The sequence below is a fragment of the Streptomyces sp. NPDC018029 genome, from assembly GCF_044327655.1.
In the GTDB taxonomy this organism is placed as follows: Bacteria; Actinomycetota; Actinomycetes; order Streptomycetales; family Streptomycetaceae; genus Streptomyces.
The window spans coordinates 345,137-367,480 of sequence record NZ_JBIRFV010000003.1 but is presented as its reverse complement, the minus strand read 5'-3'; the positions used below and the strand labels follow the sequence as shown (position 1 = coordinate 367,480).

The following is a 22,344-nucleotide window of genomic DNA, read 5'->3' as shown; positions in this document are numbered from 1 at the left end:
CGGCGCGCACCATGCGGGCCGACGCCCGCCGCAACTACGACAGACTGCTCGCCGAGGGCCGCGCCGCCTTCGCCGAGCACGGCACGGGCGCCTCCCTGGAGGACGTGGCCCGCCGCGCGGGCGTCGGCATCGGCACGCTCTACCGGCACTTCCCCAACCGGCACGCGCTGGTGAGCGCGGTCTGGGAGGACGCGGTGAGCGACCTGCTCGCCCGCTCGCGCGCGCTGCTCGACGACCCGCAGCCGTGTTCGGCACTCGTGGCGTGGCTGCGCGCCATCATCACTCATGCGGGTGAGTACCGCGGCCTGTCGAGCGCCCTCATGTCGGCGTCGCACGACGACACTTCGGCGCTCGCGCGGTGCAGCAAGCCGATGCGCGAGGCGGGCGCGGCGCTGCTCGTCCGCGCGCAGGAGGCGGGGGCGGTGCGCCCCGACGTCTCCATCTCCGACCTGCTCCAGCTGACCAACGCGATCTCGCTGGCGGCCGAGGAGACCCCGGACGATCCGGAGCTGGCCGACCGCCTGCTCACGCTGACCCTGCGGGGCCTGAAGGCCGACGGGCAGACCGCGGCGTAACACCGCGCTCCCGTCCGCTCCCGGCCCCGCCCGGCGTCAGCGGCGGCGCAGGTCCGCGACGCGCGCCGCCCGCTCCCCGGGCGGCTGCTCCCCGAGGATCGCGCTGCGCAGCGGCTGGCCGGGGCCCGCCCCGTGGGTACGCCGCTGACCCGGCAGGGGCACGTCCCGGCGCGGCTGGCGCCCCGCGGGGACGGAGTCGACGCCGGGCCCGGCGTCAGGGCCGACGGCACCGCCGGCCACCGTGATCTGCACGCCCTGGTCGGCCAGCGCCTGCAGCTCCGTGGCGGCACGGTCGTCGTGCCCCGGCGGCTCGTCCGTGACCAGGCGGGTGATGACGTCCGTCGGCACCGTCTGGAACATCGTGTCGGTGCCGAGCTTGGTGTGGTCGGCGAGGACCACGACCTCGGCCGCCGCCTGGACCAGCGCGCGGTCCACGCTCGCGGAGAGCATGTTGGACGTGGAGAGGCCGCGCTCGGCGGTCAGACCACTGCCCGAGAGGAACGCGCGGGACACCCGCAGCCCCTGGAGGGACTGCTCGGCGCCGCTGCCCACGAGGGCGTAGTTCGAACCGCGCAGGGTGCCGCCGGTCATGACGACCTCCACCCGGTTGGCGTGGGCCAACGCCTGCGCCACCAGAAGGGAATTGGTGACGACGGTCAGGCCGGGCACCCGCGCGAGCCGGCGGGCCAGCTCCTGCGTGGTCGTACCCGCCCCGACGACGATGGCTTCGCCTTCTGCGACGAGACCCGCCGCGAGATCGGCGATGGCCGTCTTCTCGGCGGTCGCGAGATGTGATTTCTGCGGAAAGCCGGACTCCCGCGTGAATCCGCCCGGCAATACCGCACCGCCATGTCGGCGATCGAGGAGTCCTTCTGCCTCCAGCGCGCGCACGTCCCGCCGTACGGTCACTTCGGAGGTCTGGACGACGCGGGCGAGCTCACGGAGCGATACCGCCCCGTTGGCCCGCACCATTTCGAGGATCAATTGGCGACGTTCTGCAGCGAACACGAAACTGACAGTAACCCCAACGACCGTCTGCTTTCAGCAGTTTGCGCCGAATTACAGAAGTTGTGCGCACCGCAGGGTGGGAAGTGGTATAGGTGCTTACTCTGAGTGCCTATGCCGCGCGAATGCGCGGCAACAGTGCGTGACCTGCGGAGAGTTGATTCGGTCCGCCGCGCGGATCAGCCCTCGCCCGCCGTCTTCCGGGTGTGGAGCTGACGCGCCACCTCGGCGATCGACCCCGAAAGCGACGGGTACACGGTGAACGCATTCGCGATCTGCTCGACCGTCAGATTGTTGTCGACCGCGATCGAGATGGGATGGATCAGTTCCGAAGCGCGCGGTGCGACGACCACACCGCCGACGACGATGCCCGTTCCCGGCCGGCAGAAGATCTTGACGAATCCGTCGCGGATGCCCTGCATCTTCGCGCGCGGATTCCGCAGCAGCGGCAGTTTGACGACGCGGGCGTCGATCTTGCCCGCGTCGACGTCGGCCTGGCTGTAGCCGACGGTCGCGATCTCGGGGTCGGTGAAGACGTTCGCCGACACGGCCTTCAGATTCAGCGGCTGCACCGCGTCGCCCAGGAAGTGGTACATCGCGATGCGCCCCTGCATGGCGGCGACGGAGGCCAGCGCGAAGATCCCGGTCACGTCACCGGCCGCGTACACGCCCGGCGCGGACGTGCGCGACACCTTGTCGGTCCAGATGTGCCCGGAGTCCTTCAGCTTGACCCCGGCCTCCTCCAGACCCATGCCGCTGCTGTTCGGAATGGCACCGACGGCCATCAGGCAGTGCGTGCCGGAGATGACGCGCCCGTCGGCGAGCGTGACCTCGACCCGGTCCCCGACCCGCTTGGCGGAAGCGGCACGCGAACGGGACATCACGTTCATCCCGCGCCGCCGGAAGACGTCCTCCAGGACGGCGGCGGCATCGGGGTCCTCCCCCGGAAGCACCCGGTCCCGGCTCGACACGAGGGTGACGTTCGACCCGAGGGCCTGATAGGCGCCGGCGAACTCGGCACCCGTCACGCCCGAGCCGACCACGATGAGCTCCTCGGGCAGCTCGTCGAGGTCGTACACCTGCGTCCAGTTCAGGATCCGCTCGCCGTCGGGCTGCGCGTCGGGGACCTCGCGCGGGTGACCGCCGGTCGCGATCAGCACGGCGTCGGCGACGAGGGTCTCCTCGCTCCCGTCCGCGGCCCGCACCACGACCTTCCGCGACCCGTCGGTGTCCTGCTGCCCTTCGAGCCGCCCGCGACCGCGCAGCACGCGCGCGCCCGCACGCGTGACGGACGCGGTGATGTCGTGGGACTGCGCGAGCGCGAGCCGCTTCACACGGCGGTTGACCTTGCCCAGGTCGACGCCCACCACGCGCGCGGGGCTGTCGATGTGGGGGGTGTCGTCCGCGACGATGATCCCGAGCTCCTCGTACGAGGAGTCGAAGGTGGTCATCACCTCGGCCGTGGCGATCAGAGTCTTGGACGGCACGCAGTCGGTGAGTACCGACGCCCCGCCCAGACCGTCGCAATCGACGACGGTCACCTCCGCGCCGAGCTGGGCGGCCACGAGAGCCGCCTCATATCCGCCGGGTCCGCCACCAATGATCACGATCCGAGTCACGTACTCCATTGTCCCGCACGCTTCAAGGTGGTCACGCGCCGGGGCCCTCCGTCCGTGCGAGGACCCCCCGTCCGGGCGGTCCTTCCACTTCAGGAGGGGCGTACTTGATTGCTGCCGTACCCTCGACGTCATGTCGCTCTACGCCGCGTACGCCGGCAATCTGGATCCGCGGCTCATGTCACGCCGCGCCCCGCACTCACCGCTGCGCGCGACCGGCTGGCTGAACGGCTGGCGGCTCACCTTCGGCGGGGAGCACATGGGCTGGGAAGGCGCGCTCGCCACCCTCGTCGAGGCCCCCCGCTCCCAGGTCTTCGTCACGCTCTACGACATCGCCCCCATGGACGAGGACTCCATGGACCGCTGGGAAGGCGTCGGGCTCGACATCTACCGGCGCATGCGGGTCCGCGTCCACACGCTGGAGGGCGAGGAACCGGCCTGGGTGTACGTCCTCAACGGATACGAGGGCGGGCTTCCCTCGGCGCGCTACCTGGGCGAGCTCGCGGACGCCGCCGAATCGGCCGGAGCCCCCCACGACTATGTGATGGAACTCCGCAAGCGCCCCTGCTGAGGTCACCGCTCATCTCCGTTCGTCACTCTCGTCGGAAACGACAAGACAACGATCGGAATCCCGTGAGCATCGTCATCTACGCGCGTAGGCCATAAACGGCTACTCTCGTCCGCGTGAACGCTTCAGTTATTCCGGACGACATCCAGGGCGACCCCTACGCCTCCGCCGACGCCGCCGCCGCGCGCCTGCGCGAGCTGACGGGCGCCGAGACCCACGACGTCGCGCTCGTGATGGGCTCCGGCTGGGCGCCGGCCGTCGACGCGCTGGGCGAGCCCGAGGCCGACTTCGCCGTCACCGAGCTGCCCGGCTTCCCGCCGCCGGCGGTCGAGGGACACGGCGGCCGCATCCGCTCCTTCCAGATCGGCGACAAGCGCGCCCTGGTCTTCCTGGGCCGCACCCACTATTACGAGGGCCGCGGCGTGGCCGCCGTCTCGCACGGCGTCCGCACCGCCGTGGCCGCCGGCTGCAAGACCATCGTGCTGACCAACGGCTGCGGCGGCCTCCGCGAGGGCATGCGCCCCGGCCAGCCGGTGCTGATCAGCGACCACCTCAACCTGACGGCGACGTCCCCGATCATCGGCGCGAACTTCGTCGACCTCACGGACCTGTACTCGCCGCGGCTGCGCGCCCTGTGCAAGGAGATCGACCCCTCCCTCGAAGAGGGCGTCTACGCCCAGTTCCCCGGCCCGCACTACGAGACCCCTGCGGAGATCCGCATGGCCCGCACGATCGGTGCGGACCTGGTCGGCATGTCCACGGTTCTCGAGGCCATCGCCGCGCGCGAGGCGGGTGCGGAGGTTCTCGGCATCTCCCTGGTCACGAACCTCGCCGCGGGCATGACGGGTGAGCCCCTCAACCACGAGGAGGTCCTCCAGGCGGGCCGCGACAGCGCCACCCGGATGGGCGAGCTCCTGGGCAAGGTCCTCAACCGCATCTGACGGGCGGGGGCGCCTTGACCGGGGCGGTTCCCTGGTCGACCTCCCCCGTGCCGTCCCCGTGCGTGCCCCGGACTGGCCCGCCGCTTCGCGGCGGATACCTCCCACCCACCCACCCGTTTGCCCCGCGACGTCCAGCGGGGGTAGGGGCGGGTGGGCGGGGGGCTCCCGGGACGTTCATGGGGGGTAGGGGTGGGCGGGAGGGGGCTCCCGCCCAGCGGGGGAAGGGGGCGGCCCCGGACACCCGGCGGGGGAAGGGGCCGACCGAAGGGCCGACCCCGGGACGCCCGGCAGGGGCAGGGAGCCCCAGGGCGCCCAGCGGAGAGAACCCGGGAGGCCCCACGAAGCCCAGCCACCCCCACAAACCGCTTGCGTTTAATGCCAGTCCTTCTGTGGGACCAGAGGAGGCGGCGGTGTGGCGGGCGTGCGAGTCGCCCGGGCCGCCCCACGGCCGCCCACAGGCGATGGACACCGACGACGAGCCGCACAGGGCCGGGCCCCCACCGGGCCGCAGCCGCGAGCGCGCCCGAGGGGACGTGGGGGTATGTGCGAACGGAGCACCGAGCACACTCTGGCGTCTTTGGACTTGAGGCGCGGCGCAGGGATGGCGAGTACGCACATACCCCCGCGGCCCCGCCCCACGAGCAGACAAAAGGCGCCCCCGCCAGACCCGCCCGTCCCACAGACGAAGCAAAGGCGAGACGGCCCGCCCAAGGCGCCGCCAGACAACGCGTACACGAGAGGCTGAAGAAATCGTGCAGGACACCTCTGAACTCATCGCGCGGGCCCAGGCCTGGCTGGCCGAGGACCCGGACCCCGAGACCCGCGAGGAGCTCGGCAAGCTCATCGACGCCCAGGACGTCGACGAGCTGACCGCACGCTTCGCCGGCACCCTCCAGTTCGGCACCGCCGGCCTCCGCGGCGAACTCGGCGCGGGCCCCATGCGGATGAACCGCTCCGTCGTGATCCGCGCCGCCGCAGGCCTCGCCGCGTACCTGAAGGCCCAGAGCGAAACCGGCGACACCGCCGGCCTCGTCGTCATCGGCTACGACGCCCGCCACAAGTCCGCCGACTTCGCCCGCGACACCGCCGCCGTGATGACCGGCGCGGGCCTCCGCGCCGCCGTCCTCCCCCGCCCCCTCCCCACCCCCGTCCTCGCCTTCGCCATAAGGCACCTGGGCGCGGTGGCGGGCGTAGAGGTGACGGCCAGCCACAACCCGCCGCGCGACAACGGCTACAAGGTCTACCTCGGCGACGGCTCCCAGATCGTGCCGCCCGCCGACGCGGAGATCGCGGCGCAGATCGACGCGATCGCGAGCCTCCACGACGTCCCCCGCCCGGAGGCCGGCTGGGAGACCCTCGGCGACGACGTCCTCGACGCCTACCTGGCCCGCACGGACGCCGTCCTCGCCCCGGACTCCCCCCGCACCGCCCGCGCCGTCTACACGGCGATGCACGGCGTCGGCAAGGACACCCTCCTCGCCGCCTTCGCCCGCGCCGGCTTCCCCGCCCCCACGCTCGTCGCCGAGCAGGCCGAGCCGGACCCGGACTTCCCCACGGTCGCGTTCCCGAACCCGGAGGAGCCGGGCGCGATGGACCTGGCCTTCGCGACGGCGGCCCGCACGAACCCCGCCCCCGACCTGATCATCGCCAACGACCCGGACGCGGACCGCTGTGCCGCCGCCGTCAAGGACGGCGCCGAGTGGCGGATGCTCCGCGGCGACGAGGTGGGCGCCCTCCTCGCCGCGCACCTGGTCGAGCGCGGAGCGCAGGGCACGTTCGCCGAGTCGATCGTCTCCTCCTCGCTCCTCGGCCGGATCGCCGAGAAGGCGGGCCTCGCGTACGAGGAGACCCTGACCGGCTTCAAGTGGATCGCCCGGGTCGACGGCCTGCGCTACGGCTACGAGGAGGCGCTCGGCTACTGCGTCGACCCCGAGGGCGTACGCGACAAGGACGGCATCACGGCGGCGCTGCTCCTGACCGAGCTGGCCTCCGAGCTGAAGGAGCAGGGCCGCACGTTCCTCGACCTCCTCGACGACCTGGCCCTGGAGCACGGCCTGCACGCCACCGACCAGCTGTCGGTCCGCGTGGAGGACCTGTCCGTGATCGCGGACGCGATGCGCCGCCTGCGCGAGCAGCCGCCGACGGAGCTCGCGGGCCTGCCCGTGACGAAGGCGGAGGACCTGACGCAGGGTACGGAGTCGCTGCCGCCCACGGACGGCCTGCGCTACACCCTCGACGGCGCCCGCGTCATCGTCCGCCCGAGCGGCACCGAGCCGAAGCTGAAGTGCTACCTGGAGGTCGTGGTTCCGGTGGAGTCCAGGACGGACCTCCCCGCGGCCCGCACCCGTGCGACGGACACCCTCGCCGCGATCAAGCGCGACCTCGCGGCGGCGGCGGGCATCTGACGCCGGCCGTCTGACGCGACCTGTTCTGACGCGACCCGCGGGCCCGGCCGGACTCCACGAGAGGGCCGGACCACCCGTCCGAGTGGTTCCGCTGACGCACCTGCCGCAGTGACCCGGTGCGCTGCCGGTCCCCCAGGAAGGGAGGACCGGTAGCGCACTTTCACGTTCCGGGAGCCGCCGCAGTGCCGTACGGATTCTCCGAGCCCTCGACCGCCGTCCCGTCCCGCGTCCCCGCGTCCAGGAGCCCGCAGGGCGAGCCGCGCGTGCCCCACCAGGGGCCGTTGGCGGGCGCGGCCCGCGCCCTGCGCCACGCCGCGCCCGCCCTCGCCGCGTACACGGCCGTACGCGGCCTCGGCCTGCTCGTGTTCACCCTGTGGGCGCACCGCGACGGCCGCGGGGTGCGGCATCTGCTCATGGAGTCCTGGGACTGCGACTGGTACCTGCGGATCGCGAGCGACGGCTACGCCCACGAGCTCGGCACCCGCGTCGACGGGAACAACCTCGCCTTCTTCCCGCTGTACCCGCTGCTCATCAGGGCGGGCGACGCCCTGCTGCCCTGGCTGCCGCGCGGCGCGGCGGGCCTGTCGGTCTCAGTGGCCGCCTCGCTGCTCGCGGCGTGGGGCATCTTCGCGGTGGGCGACCGGCTGTACGGCCGCCGGGCCGGGATCGTCCTCGCGGTGCTCTGGGGCAGCCTGCCGGTCGCTCTCGTGCAGTGGATGGGCTACACGGAGTCCCTGTTCACCGCGGTCTGCGCCTGGTCGCTGTACGCGGTGCTCAGCGGCCGCTGGCTGTGGGCGGGCTCCCTGGCCGCTCTGGCGGGGCTCACCCGCCCCACGGGGGTGGCGGTGGCCGCGGCGGTATCCGTGACGGCACTGCTCGCCCTCCGCAAGGCCTTCTCCGCACAAGCCTCCGTACGGCCGCTCCTGGCCGCCGTCGTCGCCCCCCTCGGCTGGCTCTCGTACGTCGGCTGGGTGGGCCTGCGCCTGGGCCGCTGGGACGGCTACTTCGCCGTACAGAAGCTGTGGCGCAACGAGTGGGACGGCGGTGTCGGGACGCTGCGGCGGATGCGGGACCTGTTCGTGGCCGAGCGCCCCGCGCTGTTCGTGGCGATGGTGACGGCGGTCCTGCTGGGCTCGGTCGTCCTCTTCGTCCTGTCGGCGGGCGACCGGCAGCCGCTGCCCCTGCTGCTCTTCAGCGGCCTGCTGCTCCTGATCGTGCTCGGCAGCAGCGGCGTCTACTTCCCGCGGGCCCGCTTCCTGCTGCCCGGCTTCCCGCTGCTGCTGCCGGTCGCCGTGGCGCTGGCGCGCGCGAGGACGCACGTGCTCGTGACGCTGCTGGCCTCGGCGGCGCTCATGTCAGCCGTGTTCGGCGGCCACATGCTCCTGGGCTGGCACGGCCCTCCGTAGACGGCCCTCAGGCCACTGCCAGCACCACCGCGAGCAGCACGGCCCCCGCCACGCACGGCGCGACGATCTCGTACGCCCAGCGCACCGCGGGTTCGCCCTGTGCGGACTCCGCGGCGGCGCGCTGCTCGGCGAGTTCGCGGAGCTCGTCCATGGACTGGTCGCCCGAGGCGCGGGTGGACGGTGCGTGGGGGTCGAGGAAGGGGCGGCCGCCCGTGGGGTCGCCGGACGCGGCGGCCTGCGACTGCCGGCGCGCCGCCTTCTTGCGGCCGCGCAGCGAGACGGGGATCGCCCAGAGCTGGAACTTGGCTCCGGTGGTGGTGAGGACCTCGTTCGAGTAACCGGAGCGGAGCGTCGCGACGGATGCCCAGGGCAGCGTGATGGTCCTGAAGGGGTTCCGGACGCGGAGCCGGTCGTCGTTGGCGTACACGGCGGGCCGCACGGTGAAGGCGACGACGAGCGGCACGGCGAAGAGCAGCCCGGCGAGCGCGAGCCAGGGGGTGCGGCCCTCGCCGCGGATCACGGCGTCGATGCCGAGCCAGGCACCCAGGGCGAGCAGCAGGACACCACCGGCGATACCGGCCGGGGACCGGAAGGTGCGGTCCTTGTAGGCGGGCTCCGCCACGGGGTCTTGAGGGTCGCTCATACCCTGATTCTGCCTGAAGCCCCGTAGCGGGGTCCGGCCCCCACCCCTGTACAGCAGCTACGCGCGTAGATATGCTCCCCTCGTGACCATGCCCACTGCATTCGCTGACGTGACCGCGTCCGAGAGCACGCTCCGCCGCTTCCTGCACGGACTGCCCGGCGTCGACGCGGTCGGCCTGGAGGCGCGTGCCGCCTCGCTCGGTACCCGTTCGATCAAGACCACGGCGAAGGCGTACGCCATCGACCTGGCCATCTCCATGATCGACCTGACGACGCTGGAGGGCGCCGACACCCCGGGCAAGGTCCGGGCGCTCGGCGCGAAGGCCGTGAACCCGGACCCCACGGACCGTGGCACGCCGCGCACCGCGGCCGTCTGCGTCTATCCGGACATGGTCGCCACCGCCAAGGAGGCCGTCGCGGGCAGCGGCGTGAAGGTCGCGTCCGTCGCGACCGCCTTCCCCGCGGGCCGCGCGGCCATCGAGGTGAAGCTCGGCGACGTGCGCGAGGCGGTCGCGGCCGGCGCCGACGAGATCGACATGGTCATCGACCGGGGGGCCTTCCTCTCCGGCGACTACATGACGGTGTTCGAGCAGATCCGCGCCGTGAAGGAGGCCTGCGGCACCGCCCGCCTGAAGGTCATCTTCGAGACCGGTGAGCTCTCGACGTACGACAACATCAAGCGCGCCAGCTGGATCGGCATGATCGCGGGCGCCGACTTCATCAAGACCTCGACCGGCAAGGTCGGCGTCAACGCCACCCCTTCGAACACCCTGCTGATGCTGGAGGCCGTCCGCGACTTCCGCGCGCAGACCGGGGTGCAGATCGGCGTGAAGCCCGCGGGCGGCATCCGCTCGACCAAGGACGCGGTGAAGTTCCTCGTCCTGGTGAACGAGACGGCGGGCCCGGACTGGCTGGACAACCACTGGTTCCGCTTCGGCGCCTCGTCGCTCCTCAACGACCTGCTGATGCAGCGCCAGAAGCTGGCCACCGGCCGCTACTCCGGCCCTGACTACGTGACGGTGGACTGACCCATGACCTCCACTCCTTTCGAGTACGCACCGGCGCCGGAGTCCCGCTCCCTCGTCGACATCGCCCCGTCGTACGGCCTGTTCATCGACGGCGAGTTCACCGAGGCCGCCGACGGCAAGGTCTTCAAGACCGTCTCGCCGTCCACCGAAGAGGTCCTCTCCGAAGTCGCGCAGGCCTCCTCCGAAGACGTCGACCGCGCGGTGCAGGCCGCCCGCAGGGCCTTCGAGAAGTGGTCGGCGCTGCCGGGCGCCGAGCGCGCCAAGTACCTCTTCCGCATCGCCCGGATCATCCAGGAGCGCAGCCGCGAGCTGGCCGTCCTGGAGACGCTGGACAACGGAAAGCCGATCAAGGAGACCCGCGACGCGGACCTCCCCCTGGTCGCCGCGCACTTCTTCTACTACGCGGGCTGGGCCGACAAGCTCGACCACGCGGGGTACGGCGCGAACCCCCGGCCGCTCGGCGTCGCGGGCCAGGTCATCCCGTGGAACTTCCCGCTCCTGATGCTGGCCTGGAAGATCGCCCCGGCGCTCGCCACCGGCAACACGGTCGTCCTGAAGCCCGCCGAGACGACCCCGCTGTCCGCGCTCTTCTTCGCGGACATCTGCCGCCAGGCGGGCCTGCCCAAGGGCGTCGTCAACATCCTCCCCGGGTACGGCGACGCGGGCGCGGCCCTGACCGCCCACCCCGACGTCAACAAGGTGGCCTTCACCGGCTCCACCGCCGTCGGCAAGGCGATCGCCCGCCAGGTCGCGGGCACCGACAAGAAGGTCACGCTCGAACTGGGCGGCAAGGGCGCGAACATCGTCTTCGACGACGCCCCCATCGACCAGGCCGTCGAGGGCATCGTCACCGGCATCTTCTTCAACCAGGGCCAGGTCTGCTGCGCCGGTTCGCGCCTCCTCGTACAGGAGTCGATCCAGGAGGAGCTGCTCGACTCGCTCAAGCGCCGCCTGTCGACGCTGCGCCTCGGCGACCCGCTCGACAAGAACACCGACATCGGCGCGATCAACTCCGCCGAGCAGCTGGCCCGCATCACCGCGCTCGCCGAGACCGGTGAGGCGGAGGGCGCCGAGCGCTGGTCGCCGGCGTGCGAGCTCCCCACGTCCGGCTACTGGTTCGCGCCGACCCTCTTCACGAACGTGACGCAGGCGCACACCATCGCCCGCGACGAGATCTTCGGCCCGGTCCTGTCCGTGCTCAGCTTCCGCACGCCGGACGAGGCCGTCGCCAAGGCCAACAACACGCAGTACGGGCTCTCCGCCGGCATCTGGACGGAGAAGGGCTCCCGCATCCTCGCGGTCGCGAACAAGCTCCGGGCGGGCGTCGTCTGGGCCAACACGTTCAACAAGTTCGACCCGACCTCGCCCTTCGGCGGCTACAAGGAGTCGGGCTTCGGCCGCGAGGGCGGCCGCCACGGTCTGGAGGCGTACCTCGATGTCTGACAAGTCCGAGCAGCGGCGACTTGGCGTCTTCAAGACCTACAAGCTGTACGTGGGGGGCAAGTTCCCCCGCAGCGAGAGCGGCCGGGTGTACGAGGTGACCGACACGAAGAACACGTGGCTGGCCAACGCGCCGCTGTCGTCCCGCAAGGACGCCCGTGACGCCGTGGTGGCCGCCCGCAAGGCGCAGGGCGGCTGGGCCGGCGCGACCGCGTACAACCGCGGGCAGGTGCTCTACCGCGTCGCCGAGATGCTGGAGGGCCGCCGCGACCAGTTCGCGCGCGAGGTCGCCGACGCCGAGGGCGTCTCCAAGTCGAAGGCCGCCGCCCAGGTCGACGCGGCGATCGACCGCTGGGTCTGGTACGCGGGCTGGACCGACAAGATCGCCCAGGTCGTCGGCGGCGCCAACCCGGTCGCCGGCCCGTTCTTCAACCTGTCGACGCCGGAGCCGACCGGTGTGGTCGCGGTCCTCGCGCCCCAGGAGTCGTCGCTCCTCGGCCTGGTCTCGGTGATCGCCCCGGTGATCGCCACGGGCAACACCGCCGTGGTCGTCGCCGCCGAGAAGTCGCCGCTCCCCGCCCTCTCGCTGGGCGAGGTCCTTGCGACCTCGGACGTCCCGGGCGGTGTGGTCAACATCCTCACCGGCAAGACCGCCGAGATCGCGGCCCCGCTCGCCGCCCACCAGGACGTCAACGCGATCGACCTGACCGGCGCGGGCACGGAGCTCGCCCGGGAGCTGGAGATCGCGGCCGCGGACAACCTCAAGCGCGTCCTGCGTCCACAGCCTGTGGACACGGACTGGACCGCCGACCCGGGCACGCGCCGCCTGACGGCCTTCCTCGAGACCAAGACGGTCTGGCACCCCACGGGTTCGCTGGGCGCGTCCGGCTCGGCCTACTAGCCACTGCCGCACAGCGAAGCCCCGGCCTCCTCCGTCCAGGAGGCCGGGGCTTCGTCATGTCCAGGAGACCTGGGCTTCGACACGTCCAGGGTGCGAGGCCGGTTCAGGGGGCGAGGCCGAGCCGGACCGCGATGCCGTCCAGGACGCAGTCGAGGCCCGTCTCGAACTGCCAGGCCGCGTCGTCCTTGCGGCCGGCCGCCAGCGCGTAGCGCCGGTAGGCGGGGTAGCGGCCGGTCTCCATCAGGTACGTCATCTGCGGCGCGAGCCCTTGGCGCGCGTCATCGCCGCTGGTCCAGCCGTTCTCCTCCATGTACTGGCGCAGCGCCACCTCCGACTGGCTGACGCCGTGCACATAGGCGCCGACGGTGCGGAAGGCCGCCATGATCGTGTCGGCGTCGAGGCCGTGCCGCTCCAGCGCGGCGAGCTGCCGCTCCGCCATCGCCATCCGGTTGGGCGTCAGGGCGAAGTGCGGCGTGGGGAGCTGGGCGAGCCAGGGGTGGTCCAGCATCAGGAGCCGGCTCGCGACGGCGTACGCGCGCAGCACCTCGCGCCAGCCGGTCACCTCCGCGGGCACGACGATCTCGGCAGTCACCCGGTCGACCATGAGCGCCCACAGGTCGTCCTTGCCGGAGACGTGGCGGTAGGCGGCCATGGGCGCGACGCCCAGCTCGGTGGCGAGGCGGCGCATGGTGACGGCGGCGAAGCCCTCGGCGTCGGCGACCTTCACGGCGACTTCCGCGATCTTCTGTGGCGTCAGCGCGGCACGCTGCGTGGCTGCCGGGCGCTCCATGCGCTCCCAGAGCGAGACGTCGGGTTCGCTCTTCTTCTGTGTGGCCATGCGTACACCGTATCCCCAGTAGACGCCGTACACATCGATGTGTACGTTGTACGCGCAGGATACGCCGTACACATTCGCCCATCCGCAACGCGCACACCCCAGGGACACCCCCATGACCGTGAACCCCTCTGTCGCACCGACCCCGGCCGCAGCCCCGCTCCGCGTCGCCGTCCTCGTCGGCAGCACCCGCGAAGGCCGCTTCGCCCCCGTCGTCACCCAGTGGATCAAGGGCCACATCGACCAGCGCGCCGACATGACCGTCGACGTCGTCGACCTGGCCGAGACCCCGCTCCCCACGGTCCTGCCGGCCTTCGGCCAGCCGCCCGCGCCCGGCACCGAGGAAGCCCTCGCGCTGGTCTCCCCGTGCCTGGCGGCGGCCGACGCCTTCGTCTTCATCACGCCGGAGTACAACCACAGCTATCCCGCGTCCCTGAAGAACGCCATCGACTGGCACAACAAGGAGTGGCACGCCAAGCCGATCGGCTTCGTCTCCTACGGCGCCATCTCCGGCGGCCTGCGCGCGGTCGAGCACCTCCGGGTCGTGATGGCCGAGCTGAACGCGACGACCATCCGCAACACGGTCAGCCTGCACAACGCGTGGGGCCTGTTCGACGACCAGCAGCGCATGACGGAGCCCGCGAGCGACGCCGCCGTCAAGGTCATGCTCGACCAGCTCGCCTGGTGGGCCCTGGCACTCCGCGACGCCAGGACCGCCCGCCCGTACGCCGCCTGACGCCACGCCACGCCCAGAATCCGGGGGACCGATGAACCAGCCCACGAACCAGCACGCAGAACCCACCCCGACGCCCGCCCCGACACACCAGCCGGACGCCCCCGAACTCCCGTCCCGCCTCGCCGTCCTCGGACTCCTGCTCGGCATCATCCTTGCGACGCTCGACGGCACGATCGTCGGAACCGCGCTCCCGACGATCGTCGGGGACCTCGGCGGCCTCGGCCACTTCTCCTGGGTGGTGACGGCCTATCTCCTCACCACCGCCGTCTCCACCCCGATCTGGGGCAAGGCCGGCGACCTGTACGGCCGCAAGGGCAGCTATCTGACCTCGATCGTGGTCTTCCTCGTCGGCTCCGTGCTCTGCGGACTCGCCCAGAACATGGAGCAGTTGATCGCGTTCCGCGCCCTCCAGGGGCTCGGCGCGGGCGGCCTCTTCGTGGGCGCGCTCTCCCTCATCGGGACGCTGCTCCCGCCCGCGCAGGCCGGCCGCGCGCAGTCGATGATCGGCGTGCTGCTGCCGGTCGCGATGATCGGCGGCCCGCTCCTCGGCGGCTTCCTCACCGACCAGCTGGACTGGCGCTGGGTCTTCTACGTCAACGTGCCCGTCGGCATCGCCGCGCTGCTGCTCGTCGGTGTCCTCGTCAAGCTGCGCGGCGAGCGCCGCACAGCCCGGATCGACTACGCGGGCACCGCCTTCCTGACGGCCGGCATCCTGGCGCTGACGCTGCTCGGGACGTGGGCCGGTTCGACGTACGACTGGCTCTCCCCGCAGATCGCCGGTCTCGCGCTGCTCGCGGCGGCCGCGCTCACCGCCTTCGTACGGGTGGAGCGGCGCGCCCCCGAACCGATCGTCCCGCCCCGCCTGTTCCGCGACCGCAACTTCACGCTCGCGCAGATACTCACCTTCCTCGCGGGCGCGGCGATGCTGGGCGCGGCCAGCTACCTGCCGCAGTACATGCAGTTCGTGCGCGGCATGTCGTCGACGGAGAGCGGCCTCCTGCTGCTGCCGCTCATGCTGGGCATGATGGGCGCGCAGCTGTACATCGGCCGGGCCGTGGGTGACGGCGGCGGGTACCGGGCGTATCCGATCGCGGGCGGCGCCGTCGCCACGGCGGGTGCCCTGGCCCTCCTTGCGGTCGGCGTGGACACGGCCACGGCGGTGGCGTCCGCGCTGACGTTCGTCCTCGGTGCGGGCCTCGGCTGTCTGATGCAGCCGTCGCTGCTGATCACCATGAACAGCGCGGAGCTCCGCGACATGGGGGCGGCCAGCGGCACGAACACACTGCTGCGCACCATCGGCGGCTCGCTCGGCGTCGCGGTCCTCGGCTCGATCTTCACCGGCCGCCTGACCGACACCCTCACGGACCGGCTCGGCCCGGACGGGGAGCGTCTCGCGGGCGGCCACGAGCTGACCCCCGCGGTGCTCGGCACCCTCCCCGAGCCGGCGCGCGACGCCTTCCGGGCCGGGGTCACCAGCGGCCTGCACGGCGTCATGATCGGCACGGCCGCGCTCTGTGCGGCCACCTTCGCGGCCGCCTGGCTGATCCGCGAGGTGCCGCTGCGCTCGCGGCCGACCGGCTCCTAGCGGGGCAGCAGCGGGCCCACCACAGGAAGCTCGCCGAGGGACGCGCCGCTGGCCAGCGGACCGGTGGCGATCGCGGTGCTGACCGGCTTGAAGTCGGCGACCTGCGTGCCGAGCGTGTTGCTGAGCGGGTCGACGCTGGTGTTGGCCAGCGGGTCGAGCTGGAGGTCCCTGACCGGGGCGAGCCCGCCCTTCGTCGAGTGCTCGAGCGCCGTCACGAGGCCCTTCACCGGGCTGCCCGCGTCGATGTCCTCGAGCGGCGCGGCACCGGCGACCCCCGTGCCGCCGACACCGAGGGCGGCTCCCGCGGCGGTGACGGTGAGGCCGACGCGCAGCAGTGCGCGCGAGCGGGCCCGGGGGGACTTGTTCACTGAGTGTCGTGCCATGGGTAGCGCCCACATCCGTAGGTGTCGAGTAATCAGGCGAGCACGTAGCGTAGTTGAGTGGTGGCGTGCGTACCAAAGGCCGACTCGCCGCGTGGGCTCCGCAACTTCCCGTTCCGGTTGATAATGACTCCCGACCACGCTGACGAGCCGTGTCGGGAGATGCGGTCCACCCCAGGTGCAAAGGTTCACAGAATTGGGCTCCCATCCCCCGATACCGACCCGCGTCGTGCTGCTCACGGGCCCTTCCGGCTCGGGGAAGTCGTCGTTCGCCGCCCGCTCCGGGCTGCCCGTCCTGTGCCTCGACGACTTCTACAAGGAAGCCGGCGATCCGACGCTGCCGCAGGTCCCTGGCAGCGCGGACATCGACTGGGACTCCCCGGCCTCCTGGGACGCGGACGTGGCGGTCGCCGCCATCGAGGAGCTGTGCCGGACGGGGCACACGAAGGTTCCGGTGTACGACATCGCGACCAGCTCGCGCGTCGGCCGGGAGATCCTGGACATCGGGCGCACGCCGCTCTTCATCGCGGAGGGCATCTTCGCGGCGGACATCGTGGAGCGGTGCCGGGAGCTCGACGTGCTGGCCGACGCCATCTGTCTGCGGGGCCGTCCCTCGACCACCTTCCGGCGGCGGCTGCTGCGGGACCTGCGGGAGGGCCGCAAGTCCGTGCCGTTCCTGCTGCGGCGCGGGTGGCGGCTGATGCGGGCCGAGCGCGCCATCGTGACCCGGCAGGCCGCGCTGGGGGCGCACCCCTGCGGTAAGGACGAGGCGCTGGGCCGGGTCGCGGCCGCCGCGGCGGGCCGCTGCGTGCAGGCACGGGCCGGGGCCTCGTAACCGGCGGGGGCAGCTCCCGGAAAACAGCGCAGGAGGACCGGAAAGCAGCAGGGCCGGAAAAGCAGAAGGACCGGAAAGACCCCCCGGCCTTCCGGTCCTCCACTTGATCCCCCGTGCTTCCGCCGCGTCCCCCCAGAGCGACGGCCCCCGTACTCCCCCCGTGGAGCCCGTGCGCGGCTGACGCCGCGGGCCCCGATCCTCAGGCGACCAACTCGCCGAAGGACTCCTCCTGGTCACGGCCGAAGCTGAGGACCTCGTCCTCGCGCAGCCGGCGGAGCGACCGCCAGATGCTGGACTTCACCGTGCCCACGCTGATGTCGAGGATGTCCGCGATCTCGGGGTCCGTACGACCCTCGTAGTAGCGGAGCACGAGCATCGTCCGCTGCAGTTCGGGGAGGCGGGCCAGGGCCTGCCAGAGAACCGCGCGCAGCTCCGTGCCGCGCATCGCGTCCGTGTCGCCCACCGTCTCCGGCAGCTCCTCGGTCGGGTACTCGTTCAGCTTGCGGCGGCGCCACGCGCTGATGTGCAGATTGGTCATGGTGCGGCGGAGGTAGCCCCCGACCGCGGCCTTGTCGCTGATCCTGTCCCACGCCCGGTACGTCGAGAAGAGGGCGCTCTGCAGCAGGTCCTCGGCCTCGAAGCGGTCGCCGGTCAGGTGGTAGGCGGTCGCGTACAGGGAGGCGCGGCGCTCCTGGACGTAGGCGGTGAACTCCGCCTCCGACAGGGACTTCCGCTCCCCCGAGCCCTCCCCGTACGCGGCTCCCCCGTGAGCCCCGTGCCCGCCCTGACAGGTGTCGACCACCGTCATGTACGCGGCGTGCTGACGCCCGGTGCCGCGAGCGCACCCCCGCCCGCTCACGGCACCGGACTTCTCAGACCCCCGCCCGACGTCGTGAAGACGCGTGACAACTGCGCTTGAGCTGGTGCTGTGCAGCGTGTTCATCTTGCGCCCCCCGTCGGTGGAGTCCCGCTTCTTGCGTGTGACCAGAACTCTGCCGGACCCACTTCATGACGGTGTCCGCCGACTGTCACAGGCCTGTCACAGGGGCCGGGGACGCCTTCCACCTGTGAAGGTCACGTGTGGGTGCGGGCTTCTGCCGCTCAATGAGGGCCCGGGGAAGCTCCAGCAGTCGTACTGGGGCCGTGACATGGGACAGAATGACGTCCGTGCCTTCCCTGTTGCTGATCGAGGACGACGACGCCATCCGGACGGCCCTGGAGCTTTCGCTGACGCGCCAGGGGCACCGGGTGGCCACTGCTGCCACCGGCGAGGACGGCCTGAAACTGCTCGGTGAGCAGCGGCCGGACCTGATCGTGCTGGATGTGATGCTGCCGGGCATCGACGGCTTCGAGGTGTGCCGTCGCATCCGGCGCACCGACCAGCTGCCGATCATCCTGCTGACCGCGCGCAACGACGACATCGACGTGGTCGTGGGCCTGGAGTCCGGCGCCGACGACTATGTGGTCAAGCCCGTGCAGGGGCGGGTCTTGGACGCGCGGATCCGCGCGGTGCTGCGGCGCGGCGAGCGGGAGGCCAACGACGCGGCGACGTTCGGTTCGCTCGTCATCGACCGGGCCGCGATGACCGTGACGAAGAACGGCGAGGACCTGCAGCTCACGCCGACCGAGCTGCGGCTGCTCCTGGAGCTGAGCCGCAGGCCCGGCCAGGCCCTGTCGCGGCAGCAGCTGCTGCGTCTGGTGTGGGAGCACGACTACCTCGGCGACTCGCGGCTCGTCGACGCGTGCGTGCAGCGGCTGCGCGCCAAGGTCGAGGACGTACCGTCGTCGCCGACCCTGATCCGTACGGTGCGCGGCGTCGGTTACCGGCTGGACTCCCCTCAGTGACCAAACCGCAGGACAAGCTCCGCGGCTGGGCCGCGGCACGCAAGGCCATACTGGCGGGGCTGCGCTTCACGAGCCTGCGGCTCAGGCTCGTCGTGGTGTTCGGTCTGGTGGCGCTCACCGCCGCCGTCTCCGCGTCCGGCATCGCGTACTGGCTCAACCGCGAGGCCGTGCTGACGCGCGCGCAGGACGCGGCGCTCAAGGACTTCCGGCAGCAGATGCAGAACCGCGCGGGCGCGCTGCCCGCCGACGCCTCGCAGGACGAACTGCAGGCGACCGCCGAGCAGATGGCGAACAGCGGCCAGCGTTACAGCGTGCTCCTGGTCGGCGAGAAGAAGGGCGGCGGCCAGATCGTCGGCTACAGCGACCTGGACGCGTTCACGCTCGCCAAGGTGCCGCGGTCGCTGCAGGAGGCCGTGACCGAGAAGCAGCCGCTCACCTCCGGCAACAAGAGCCCCTACCACCTGTACTGGCAGCGGACCGTCAACCACGGCACCCCGTACCTGGTGGGCGGCGCCACGGTGATCGGCGGCGGCCCGACCGGTTACATGCTCAAATCGCTGGAGCCGGAGGCGAAGGACCTCAGTTCGCTCGGCTGGTCCCTCGCCATCGCCACGGGGCTCGCGCTGATCGGCTCCGCGCTGCTCGCGCAGGCCGCGGCGACGACCGTCCTGAAACCCGTGCACCGGCTCGGCGTGGCCGCGCGGCGGCTCGGCGAGGGCAAGCTGGACACCCGCCTCCGGGTGTCCGGTACGGACGAACTCGCCGACCTTTCCCGCACGTTCAACAAGACCGCGGAGAACCTGGAGAAGAAGGTCGCCGACATGAGCGCCCGCGAGGAGGCGTCCCGGCGCTTCGTCGCCGACATGTCGCACGAGCTGCGCACCCCGCTGACCGCGATCACCGCGGTGACGGAGGTCCTGGAGGAGGAGCTCGACGCGGAGACCGGTTCCGTGGACCCGATGATCGAGCCGGCCGTCCGGCTCGTGGTGAGCGAGACCCGCCGCCTGAACGACCTCGTGGAGAACCTCATGGAGGTCACCCGCTTCGACGCGGGCACCGCGCGCCTCGTCCTGGACGACGTCGACATCGCCGACCAGATCACCGCGTGCATCGACGCGCGCGCCTGGCTCGACGCGGTCGAGCTGGACGCCGAGCGCGGCATCACCGTCCGGCTCGACCCGCGCCGCCTCGACGTGATCCTGGCGAACCTCATCGGCAACGCCCTCAAGCACGGCGGCTCCCCGGTCGAGGTGTCGGTGCGGCTGGCGGACACCAAGCTGGTCATCTCCGTACGCGACCACGGCCCCGGCATCCCGGAGGACGTGCTGCCGCACGTCTTCGACCGGTTCTACAAGGCGAGCGCGTCCCGGCCGCGGTCCGAAGGCAGCGGCCTCGGCCTCTCCATCGCCCTGGAGAACGCGCACATCCACGGCGGCGAGATCACCGCGGCCAACTCTCCGGAGGGCGGCGCGGTCTTCACGCTGTGGCTGCCGCAGCACGACGAAGCCGACGACGAAGCAGCCGCCGAGGACGACGAGCGCGCCGAAGGGGGCCAGGCATGAACGGGCGCCGGATGCGGTCCTTCGCCGCCGCGGCGGGGCTGACCGCCGTGCTCGCCGGGTGCGGGATCAGGTCGACCGAGGTGCCGACCGACTACGGCGCCGCGCCGTCGCGGGTGCCGTGCGTCATGTCGGGCTCCGGCATCGCCTCGCGGTCGGGCAGCGGCGTGCCGGTGGAGGTCTACCTGGTGTGCGCGGCCCAGCTGGTGAACGTCGACCGCGAGCTGCGGCTGCGCACGGACAAGGCGACCACCGACCGGGTCCGTATCGCCCAGGCGCTCCTCGACGAGCTGGCGGCGCCGCCCTCGGAGCCGGAGAAGCAGGCGGGCTTCGCCACCGACGTGCGGGGCGGCACCACCGTCTCCGGGCCGCGTGCGGGCGACCCTGAGGAGGCGCTGCGCCTGAGCTCCCGGCCGGAGGACCTGTCCGCGTTCGCGCTGGCCCAGATCGTGTGCACGCTCGCGGGCAACGCGGCGTCGGGCGATCACGCGGTGGTCATGGGCGGCCCCGGGGACAGCCCCCTGCGGAGCTACGAGTGCACCGCCGAGGTCCGGTCCCGGCCGGGCACGGTGGCGCCGCCCGTGAAAACCGTCCAGTAGCCGTCGGCGGGTACGCGGAACCGATCCTGCCGCCTCTGACGTCCTGGGGGGTGTGCGTCAAGGCTCGGGCGGCCACGGTGCCGCCATCCGCTTCCGTGCGGCGGGGGGATTCCTCCTCGTCGCACATCTTCTGCTCGTCGGGTGGATCACGCTGCGTCCGCTGGACGTCCCCTGGGTGAGCGCCGCGAATCTGCGGCCACTCGCCGGGATCAAGGCGGATCTGGCGCTCGGCGGTCTCCAGGCCGCCCGCCGGATCGGTGAGAGCGTGCTGCTGCTCGCCCCGCTCGGGGTGCTGCTGCCGCTGGCCGGCGGCCGTGTCGCGGTCTCGCCGTGGGGTTCGCTGGTCCGCACGGTCGCCGCCGGGGCACTGCTCTCGCTCGGCATCGAGCTGCTGCAGACCGGGGTCCCCGGTCAGGTCGTCGACATCGACTCGCTGCTCCTGAACACGCTCGGGGTGGCGGTGGCGCACCTCGCGGTCGTGCCCGCGGTCCGGGCCAGGCTCCGTCGCGGTGAGGACGGCGGGAGCCGCGCGGCCCTCCCCCGGGAGGACGTGTCTCAGGGGTCGACCCCGACGATTCCCAGGGTCGGTATCGCACCGTAGAGCGACGCTTTGACCCGCTTCGCGAACGTACTGTCGAAGTATCGGGGCACACGAGAAGCCTCGTACCGACGTTCGCGAAGGAGCCCGACATGACCGCCCTTGCCCGCCCCACCCACGGCCGGATGATCGGCGGAGTGTGCGCTGCCCTGGCCAAGCGCTTCGGCACCTCCGCCACGACGATGCGCGTGATCTTCGTGGTCTCGTGCCTGCTGCCGGGCCCGCAGTTCCTGCTCTACATCGCGATGTGGATCCTGCTGCCCTCGGAGAGCAAGGCCCGCCAGGCCTGGTGACGACAGCACGATGGGGCGCCCCTCTTCGGAGGGGCGCCCCATCGGCGTACGCGGAGGCGGGTCAGCCGAGCGGCAGGCCGTTGAGGCCGGTGCCGCCGAGCGGCAGGCCGCCGAGGAGGCCCGAGACCGGGGAGGTCGGGCCGCCCGGCTTGGGGCCCGCGGTCTTGTCGAGCGCGGGCTTCGTGGCGTTCAGGCCGCTGCCGAGGGCGTTCTGCCCGGCGGACAGGGACTCGGTGGCGCCGGCGGCGGGGACCACGGAGGAGACGGGGCCGAGGGCGGCGGCCGGGTCGGCGACGGCGGGAGCGGCGTTCGCGGCGCCGGCGCCCGCGGCGGCGAAGGCGGCGCCCAGAGCGGCGACACCGAGGGTCTTGGCGGCTGACTGCTGCTTCATCTTCTATGCGTCCTTGCGTCTTCTGCTCAGGGATTCGAGCGGCGGATCGGGGAGGGGGGTTGCGCGGTTCAACGACCGTAAGCAGCCCCGATCACGGTTCAGGGGCAAAGGAAAAGCGGCCGGGAGAGAGATCTCCCGGCCGCCCGCCCGCCGCGCGGACG

At 72.1% G+C, this 22,344-nt stretch carries 23 protein-coding genes; 16 read left to right on the top strand and 7 right to left on the bottom strand.

The features are described from left to right. The first annotated feature begins 11 nt into the window (after positions 1 to 11). A complete protein-coding gene (locus ACH4D5_RS10310; RefSeq protein WP_398301413.1) occupies positions 12 to 575 on the top strand; it encodes a TetR/AcrR family transcriptional regulator in 564 nt (187 codons plus the stop codon). 36 nt (positions 576 to 611) lie between these two features. Here the strand turns inward: ACH4D5_RS10310 and ACH4D5_RS10305 are convergent, their stop codons facing one another. Both ACH4D5_RS10305 and ACH4D5_RS10300 read right to left on the bottom strand, forming a co-directional pair. Beyond that, positions 612 to 1,583 (bottom strand): DeoR/GlpR family DNA-binding transcription regulator, encoded by a 972-nt coding sequence (locus ACH4D5_RS10305; RefSeq protein ID WP_398300560.1) that lies wholly within the window; start codon positions 1,581 to 1,583, stop codon positions 612 to 614. A gap of 176 nt (positions 1,584 to 1,759) precedes the next feature. After that, the gene (locus tag ACH4D5_RS10300) at positions 1,760 to 3,208 is read right to left on the bottom strand and encodes an NAD(P)H-quinone dehydrogenase (protein WP_398300558.1); all 1,449 of its coding nucleotides are present in this window, start codon (positions 3,206 to 3,208) and stop codon (positions 1,760 to 1,762) included. A gap of 121 nt (positions 3,209 to 3,329) precedes the next feature. Between ACH4D5_RS10300 and ACH4D5_RS10295 the strand changes: the two genes are divergently transcribed. The 4 genes from ACH4D5_RS10295 to ACH4D5_RS10280 all read left to right on the top strand — a co-directional run bounded on the left by ACH4D5_RS10295 (position 3,330) and on the right by ACH4D5_RS10280 (position 8,516). Then, positions 3,330 to 3,767 carry a gamma-glutamylcyclotransferase gene (locus ACH4D5_RS10295; RefSeq protein ID WP_362998771.1) on the top strand — a complete coding sequence of 146 codons (438 nt, stop codon included), beginning with the start codon at positions 3,330 to 3,332 and terminating at the stop codon, positions 3,765 to 3,767. A gap of 113 nt (positions 3,768 to 3,880) precedes the next feature. Continuing rightward, entirely contained in the window at positions 3,881 to 4,705 is an 825-nt protein-coding gene (locus ACH4D5_RS10290) for a purine-nucleoside phosphorylase (protein ID WP_398300556.1), read from the top strand. 752 nt (positions 4,706 to 5,457) lie between these two features. Then, positions 5,458 to 7,110 carry a phospho-sugar mutase gene (locus ACH4D5_RS10285; protein ID WP_398300555.1) on the top strand — a complete coding sequence of 551 codons (1,653 nt, stop codon included), beginning with the start codon at positions 5,458 to 5,460 and terminating at the stop codon, positions 7,108 to 7,110. 182 nt (positions 7,111 to 7,292) lie between these two features. Further along, positions 7,293 to 8,516, top strand: coding sequence for a hypothetical protein (locus ACH4D5_RS10280; RefSeq protein WP_398300553.1), 1,224 nt, complete (start codon positions 7,293 to 7,295; stop codon positions 8,514 to 8,516). Positions 8,517 to 8,523: 7 nt separating this feature from the next. On the opposite strand, the gene ACH4D5_RS10275 is transcribed toward ACH4D5_RS10280, so the two are convergent. Next, positions 8,524 to 9,159: a PH domain-containing protein gene (locus ACH4D5_RS10275; RefSeq protein ID WP_398300551.1), complete on the bottom strand. Its 636-nt coding sequence runs from the start codon at positions 9,157 to 9,159 to the stop codon at positions 8,524 to 8,526. 88 nt (positions 9,160 to 9,247) lie between these two features. On the opposite strand from ACH4D5_RS10275, the gene deoC reads away from it, so the two are divergent. The 3 genes from deoC to ACH4D5_RS10260 are packed head-to-tail and all read left to right on the top strand — an operon-like array spanning position 9,248 to position 12,527. Further along, the gene (gene deoC / locus ACH4D5_RS10270) at positions 9,248 to 10,186 is read left to right on the top strand and encodes a deoxyribose-phosphate aldolase (RefSeq protein ID WP_398301411.1); all 939 of its coding nucleotides are present in this window, start codon (positions 9,248 to 9,250) and stop codon (positions 10,184 to 10,186) included. Between the two features lie 3 nt (positions 10,187 to 10,189). Continuing rightward, positions 10,190 to 11,629 carry an aldehyde dehydrogenase family protein gene (locus tag ACH4D5_RS10265; protein WP_398300549.1) on the top strand — a complete coding sequence of 480 codons (1,440 nt, stop codon included), beginning with the start codon at positions 10,190 to 10,192 and terminating at the stop codon, positions 11,627 to 11,629. Beyond that, on the top strand, positions 11,622 to 12,527 hold the full coding sequence (locus ACH4D5_RS10260) for an aldehyde dehydrogenase family protein (RefSeq protein ID WP_398300548.1): 906 nt from the start codon (positions 11,622 to 11,624) through the stop codon (positions 12,525 to 12,527). Before ACH4D5_RS10265 ends, ACH4D5_RS10260 begins: the two co-directional genes overlap by 8 nt. A gap of 103 nt (positions 12,528 to 12,630) precedes the next feature. Here the strand turns inward: ACH4D5_RS10260 and ACH4D5_RS10255 are convergent, their stop codons facing one another. Then, positions 12,631 to 13,365, bottom strand: a complete 735-nt coding sequence (locus tag ACH4D5_RS10255; protein WP_398300546.1) for a TetR/AcrR family transcriptional regulator — start codon at positions 13,363 to 13,365, stop codon at positions 12,631 to 12,633. Between the two features lie 112 nt (positions 13,366 to 13,477). Between ACH4D5_RS10255 and ACH4D5_RS10250 the strand changes: the two genes are divergently transcribed. Continuing rightward, positions 13,478 to 14,098, top strand: a complete 621-nt coding sequence (locus tag ACH4D5_RS10250) for an NADPH-dependent FMN reductase (protein WP_398300544.1) — start codon at positions 13,478 to 13,480, stop codon at positions 14,096 to 14,098. Between the two features lie 31 nt (positions 14,099 to 14,129). Continuing rightward, positions 14,130 to 15,683, top strand: a complete 1,554-nt coding sequence (locus ACH4D5_RS10245) for an MDR family MFS transporter (RefSeq protein ID WP_398300542.1) — start codon at positions 14,130 to 14,132, stop codon at positions 15,681 to 15,683. On the opposite strand, the gene ACH4D5_RS10240 is transcribed toward ACH4D5_RS10245, so the two are convergent. Further along, a complete protein-coding gene (locus tag ACH4D5_RS10240; protein ID WP_398300540.1) occupies positions 15,680 to 16,066 on the bottom strand; it encodes a hypothetical protein in 387 nt (128 codons plus the stop codon). The two genes, ACH4D5_RS10245 and ACH4D5_RS10240, sit on opposite strands and share 4 nt — an antisense overlap. A 193-nt stretch (positions 16,067 to 16,259) precedes the next feature. Between ACH4D5_RS10240 and ACH4D5_RS10235 the strand changes: the two genes are divergently transcribed. Then, the gene (locus ACH4D5_RS10235; protein WP_398300538.1) at positions 16,260 to 16,898 is read left to right on the top strand and encodes a uridine kinase; all 639 of its coding nucleotides are present in this window, start codon (positions 16,260 to 16,262) and stop codon (positions 16,896 to 16,898) included. A gap of 199 nt (positions 16,899 to 17,097) precedes the next feature. Here the strand turns inward: ACH4D5_RS10235 and ACH4D5_RS10230 are convergent, their stop codons facing one another. Further along, positions 17,098 to 17,841, bottom strand: coding sequence for a SigE family RNA polymerase sigma factor (locus tag ACH4D5_RS10230; protein WP_398300536.1), 744 nt, complete (start codon positions 17,839 to 17,841; stop codon positions 17,098 to 17,100). 224 nt (positions 17,842 to 18,065) lie between these two features. Here ACH4D5_RS10230 and afsQ1 point away from each other — a divergent pair, with 224 nt between their 5' ends. The 5 genes from afsQ1 to ACH4D5_RS10205 all read left to right on the top strand — a co-directional run bounded on the left by afsQ1 (position 18,066) and on the right by ACH4D5_RS10205 (position 21,792). After that, positions 18,066 to 18,743 (top strand): two-component system response regulator AfsQ1, encoded by a 678-nt coding sequence (afsQ1, locus tag ACH4D5_RS10225; RefSeq protein ID WP_398300534.1) that lies wholly within the window; start codon positions 18,066 to 18,068, stop codon positions 18,741 to 18,743. Then, a complete protein-coding gene (locus ACH4D5_RS10220; protein WP_398300532.1) occupies positions 18,740 to 20,305 on the top strand; it encodes an ATP-binding protein in 1,566 nt (521 codons plus the stop codon). Before afsQ1 ends, ACH4D5_RS10220 begins: the two co-directional genes overlap by 4 nt. Then, positions 20,302 to 20,901 carry a hypothetical protein gene (locus tag ACH4D5_RS10215; RefSeq protein ID WP_398300531.1) on the top strand — a complete coding sequence of 200 codons (600 nt, stop codon included), beginning with the start codon at positions 20,302 to 20,304 and terminating at the stop codon, positions 20,899 to 20,901. The genes ACH4D5_RS10220 and ACH4D5_RS10215 overlap by 4 nt, the downstream gene beginning before the upstream one ends. 52 nt (positions 20,902 to 20,953) lie before the next feature. Beyond that, positions 20,954 to 21,502, top strand: coding sequence for a VanZ family protein (locus ACH4D5_RS10210; RefSeq protein WP_398300529.1), 549 nt, complete (start codon positions 20,954 to 20,956; stop codon positions 21,500 to 21,502). Positions 21,503 to 21,591: 89 nt separating this feature from the next. Continuing rightward, positions 21,592 to 21,792, top strand: a complete 201-nt coding sequence (locus tag ACH4D5_RS10205) for a PspC domain-containing protein (protein ID WP_268773123.1) — start codon at positions 21,592 to 21,594, stop codon at positions 21,790 to 21,792. A 61-nt stretch (positions 21,793 to 21,853) separates the two neighbouring features. Here the strand turns inward: ACH4D5_RS10205 and ACH4D5_RS10200 are convergent, their stop codons facing one another. Further along, complete coding sequence (locus ACH4D5_RS10200) at positions 21,854 to 22,183, bottom strand: ATP-binding protein (protein ID WP_398300527.1); 330 nt, start codon at positions 22,181 to 22,183, stop codon at positions 21,854 to 21,856. Positions 22,184 to 22,344 lie beyond the last annotated feature (161 nt).

Excerpts from the sequence above, each read along its gene's own strand:
- ACH4D5_RS10310 (WP_398301413.1), top strand. The coding sequence starts at position 12 with ATGCGGGCCGACGCCCGCCGCAACTACGACAGACTGCTCGCCGAGGGC.
- ACH4D5_RS10300 (WP_398300558.1), bottom strand. The coding sequence starts at position 3,208 with ATGGAGTACGTGACTCGGATCGTGATCATTGGTGGCGGACCCGGCGGA.
- ACH4D5_RS10295 (WP_362998771.1), top strand. The coding sequence starts at position 3,330 with ATGTCGCTCTACGCCGCGTACGCCGGCAATCTGGATCCGCGGCTCATG.
- ACH4D5_RS10275 (WP_398300551.1), bottom strand. The coding sequence starts at position 9,159 with ATGAGCGACCCTCAAGACCCCGTGGCGGAGCCCGCCTACAAGGACCGC.
- deoC (WP_398301411.1), top strand. The coding sequence starts at position 9,248 with ATGCCCACTGCATTCGCTGACGTGACCGCGTCCGAGAGCACGCTCCGC.
- ACH4D5_RS10265 (WP_398300549.1), top strand. The coding sequence starts at position 10,190 with ATGACCTCCACTCCTTTCGAGTACGCACCGGCGCCGGAGTCCCGCTCC.
- ACH4D5_RS10260 (WP_398300548.1), top strand. The coding sequence starts at position 11,622 with ATGTCTGACAAGTCCGAGCAGCGGCGACTTGGCGTCTTCAAGACCTAC.
- ACH4D5_RS10255 (WP_398300546.1), bottom strand. The coding sequence starts at position 13,365 with ATGGCCACACAGAAGAAGAGCGAACCCGACGTCTCGCTCTGGGAGCGC.
- ACH4D5_RS10250 (WP_398300544.1), top strand. The coding sequence starts at position 13,478 with ATGACCGTGAACCCCTCTGTCGCACCGACCCCGGCCGCAGCCCCGCTC.
- ACH4D5_RS10245 (WP_398300542.1), top strand. The coding sequence starts at position 14,130 with ATGAACCAGCCCACGAACCAGCACGCAGAACCCACCCCGACGCCCGCC.
- ACH4D5_RS10240 (WP_398300540.1), bottom strand. The coding sequence starts at position 16,066 with ATGGCACGACACTCAGTGAACAAGTCCCCCCGGGCCCGCTCGCGCGCA.
- ACH4D5_RS10230 (WP_398300536.1), bottom strand. The coding sequence starts at position 17,841 with ATGAACACGCTGCACAGCACCAGCTCAAGCGCAGTTGTCACGCGTCTT.
- ACH4D5_RS10215 (WP_398300531.1), top strand. The coding sequence starts at position 20,302 with ATGAACGGGCGCCGGATGCGGTCCTTCGCCGCCGCGGCGGGGCTGACC.
- ACH4D5_RS10205 (WP_268773123.1), top strand. The coding sequence starts at position 21,592 with ATGACCGCCCTTGCCCGCCCCACCCACGGCCGGATGATCGGCGGAGTG.
- ACH4D5_RS10200 (WP_398300527.1), bottom strand. The coding sequence starts at position 22,183 with ATGAAGCAGCAGTCAGCCGCCAAGACCCTCGGTGTCGCCGCTCTGGGC.